This window comes from Streptomyces sp. UNOC14_S4, from assembly GCF_020740835.1.
GTDB lineage: Bacteria > Actinomycetota > Actinomycetes > Streptomycetales > Streptomycetaceae > Streptomyces.
The window spans coordinates 1-2,464 of record NZ_JAINFC010000777.1 but is presented as its reverse complement, the minus strand read 5'-3'; the positions used below and the strand labels follow the sequence as shown (position 1 = coordinate 2,464).

2 protein-coding genes are annotated in these 2,464 nt (G+C 70.7%); one reads left to right on the top strand and one right to left on the bottom strand.

Features of this window, described 5'->3' with window-relative positions; translation table 11 throughout:
• Positions 1-13 precede the first annotated feature (13 nt).
• Positions 14-991, bottom strand: coding sequence for an NAD(P)H-quinone oxidoreductase (locus K6I34_RS35615; protein WP_229332172.1), 978 nt, complete (start codon positions 989-991; stop codon positions 14-16).
• Positions 992-1,041: 50 nt separating this feature from the next.
• On the opposite strand from K6I34_RS35615, the gene K6I34_RS35610 reads away from it, so the two are divergent.
• Positions 1,042-2,169 (top strand): TrkA family potassium uptake protein, encoded by a 1,128-nt coding sequence (locus tag K6I34_RS35610; RefSeq protein WP_229332171.1) that lies wholly within the window; start codon positions 1,042-1,044, stop codon positions 2,167-2,169.
• The last annotated feature ends 295 nt before the right edge of the window (positions 2,170-2,464 follow it).

The window sequence follows — 2,464 nt, the reverse complement described above, 5'->3', positions numbered from 1 at the left end:
CACCCCCACCCCGTCAAACGGTCAGCAGCACCTTCCCCACATGCGCGCCCTCCTCCAGCACACGATGCGCCTCCGGCGCCTCCCGCATCGGCAGGACCCGGTCCACGACAGGCCGCACCCGCCCCCCGGAAATCAACGGCCAGACATGCTCCCGCACGGCCGCGATGATGGCCGCCTTCTCCGCCAGCGGCCGCCCCCGCAGGTTCGTGCCCATGACCGCGGCCCGCTTGGTGAGCAGCGCCCCGAGGTCCAGTTCGGCCTTGCTCCCGCCCTGCAGGCCGATGATGACGAGCCGTCCGTTGACGGCGAGGGCCTCCACGTTCCGCGCCAGATACTTCGCCCCGACGATGTCGAGGATGACGTCCGCGCCGACGCCCCCGGTGACTTTCTGGAGTTCCTCCACAAAATCCTGTTCGCGGTAGTCGATGAGGATGTCCGCGCCCAGTTCACGGCAGTGTTCGAGCTTGTCCTTGCTGCCCGCCGTGACGGCGACCCGCGCGCCGACCGCCTTCGCCAACTGCACGGCCATCGTGCCGATGCCGCTGCCGCCGCCGTGCACGAGCAGCGTCTCGCCGGGCCGCAGGTGGGCCACCATGAAGATGTTCGACCAGACCGTGGCGGTCACTTCCGGCAGGGCCGCCGCCGAAGCGAGGTCCAGTCCCTCGGGAACGGGCAGCAGTTGGCCGACCGGTACGCACACCTTCTCCGCGTAGCCGCCGCCCGCGAGCAGCGCGCACACCTCGTCGCCGACCGCCCAGCCGCTCACCCCCGGCCCCAGCGCGGCGATACGGCCCGAGCACTCCAGGCCCGGGTACGGGGAGGCGCCGGGCGGCGGTGGGTAAAGGCCCTTGCGCTGCATGACGTCGGCGCGATTGACGGCACTGGCCACGACCTCGACCAGGACCTCCCCGCTGCCGGGAACGGGATCGGGCACCTCGGCCCAGACGAGGGCCTCGGGACCACCGAATTCAGGAATCGTGATGGCATGCATGCGCGCGAGGCTACTCCCGGGTCTCACGCGTGATCGCGGAACATGGACGCATGGCAACAAAATCGGAGCGCCCGGACACCCGAAGGACACCGACCCGGAAATCGCTCGTCCGGTCGCTCTTCCGGCGGCGCACCCGGGGCGAGGCGGAGGACGACGCCGAGGCCGGACGCTCCATCGTGATGCCGGTGCAGAACGCCGCCGCGCCACTGCGGCAGGTGCTGCGGCGGCTCGTGATGGCCCTGATGGTGCTCGCCGCCACGACCCTGCTGGTCTACATGGACCGAGAGGGCTACCACGACAACGCCGACGGGCGGGTCGGTTTCCTGGACGCCGCCTACTACGCCACGGTCACACTGTCGACGACGGGCTACGGCGACATCACACCCGTGAGCGACGGGGCGAGGCTGACGAATATCTTCGTGATCACGCCGTTGCGCGTGCTCTTTCTGATCATCCTCGTGGGAACCACCTTGGAAGTACTGACCGAACGGACGCGCCAGCAAGTGCGCGTCCACCGCTGGAGGTCGCGCATGCGCGAACACACCGTCGTCGTCGGATACGGGACGAAGGGCAGGCACGCGATCGAGACCCTCATCGGCCAGGGCAAGCCCAAGGAGAAGATCGTCGTGGTCGACCCGCAGAAGAAGGTCGTCGACGCCGCGTCGGCCGACGGCCTGGTGGGCGTCCTGGGCGACGCGACCCGCTCCGAGACGCTCCAGCGCGCCGAGCTGCCGCGCGCCTCGCAGGTCGTGATCTGCACCGAGCGGGACGACACCGCGGCCCTGGTGACCCTCACCGCGCGGCAGCTGAACAAGCAGGCCACCATCGTGGTCGCCGTCCGCGAGGACGAGAACGTACCGCTGCTGCGGCAGAGCGGCGCCAATACGGTGGTGACCAGCTCCAGCTCGGCGGGCCGCCTGCTCGGCATGTCGATGGTCAGCCCGAACGTCGGCTCGGTCCTGGAGGACCTGCTCACCTACGGCAACGGCCTCGACGTCGTCGAACGCCCCGTCACCCGCCCCGAGGCGGGGGGCTCCCCGCGCGACTGCGAAGACCTCGTCGTGGCGGTCGTCAGGGGCCACCGCCTCCTCCACTACACGGACCCGGAGGCGGCGACGCTGCACTTGGCGGACCGCGTCATCACGATCCGCCAGACCACACCACTGGAGCCGTCCTGACCCCGCCCCGCAAGGGGCGCGGGGCTGTGACATCGTGCGGCTCCGCCGCCGCGGCTTTCAGGGGCGCGGGGAACTGCGCAACCAGCCACGGACGGCCGGCTTTCAGGGGCGCGGGGAACTGCGCGCCCAGCCCCCACCGGACCCGCAGACGCGCGCACAGCGCAAGCCGCACCCCAGTAGGCGCCGCCAAAAACCAACCCGCACCCACAACGGCCCGGGGCGCAGCCCCGGCAAGCGGTGACGCGGCAGACAACGCCACTCACACCGGCCAAGGCACCCGCAGGAAACCCACCTC

Coding starts and splice junctions, on each gene's coding strand:
- K6I34_RS35615 (WP_229332172.1), bottom strand. CDS start 991: ATGCATGCCATCACGATTCCTGAATTCGGTGGTCCCGAGGCCCTCGTC.
- K6I34_RS35610 (WP_229332171.1), top strand. CDS start 1,042: ATGGCAACAAAATCGGAGCGCCCGGACACCCGAAGGACACCGACCCGG.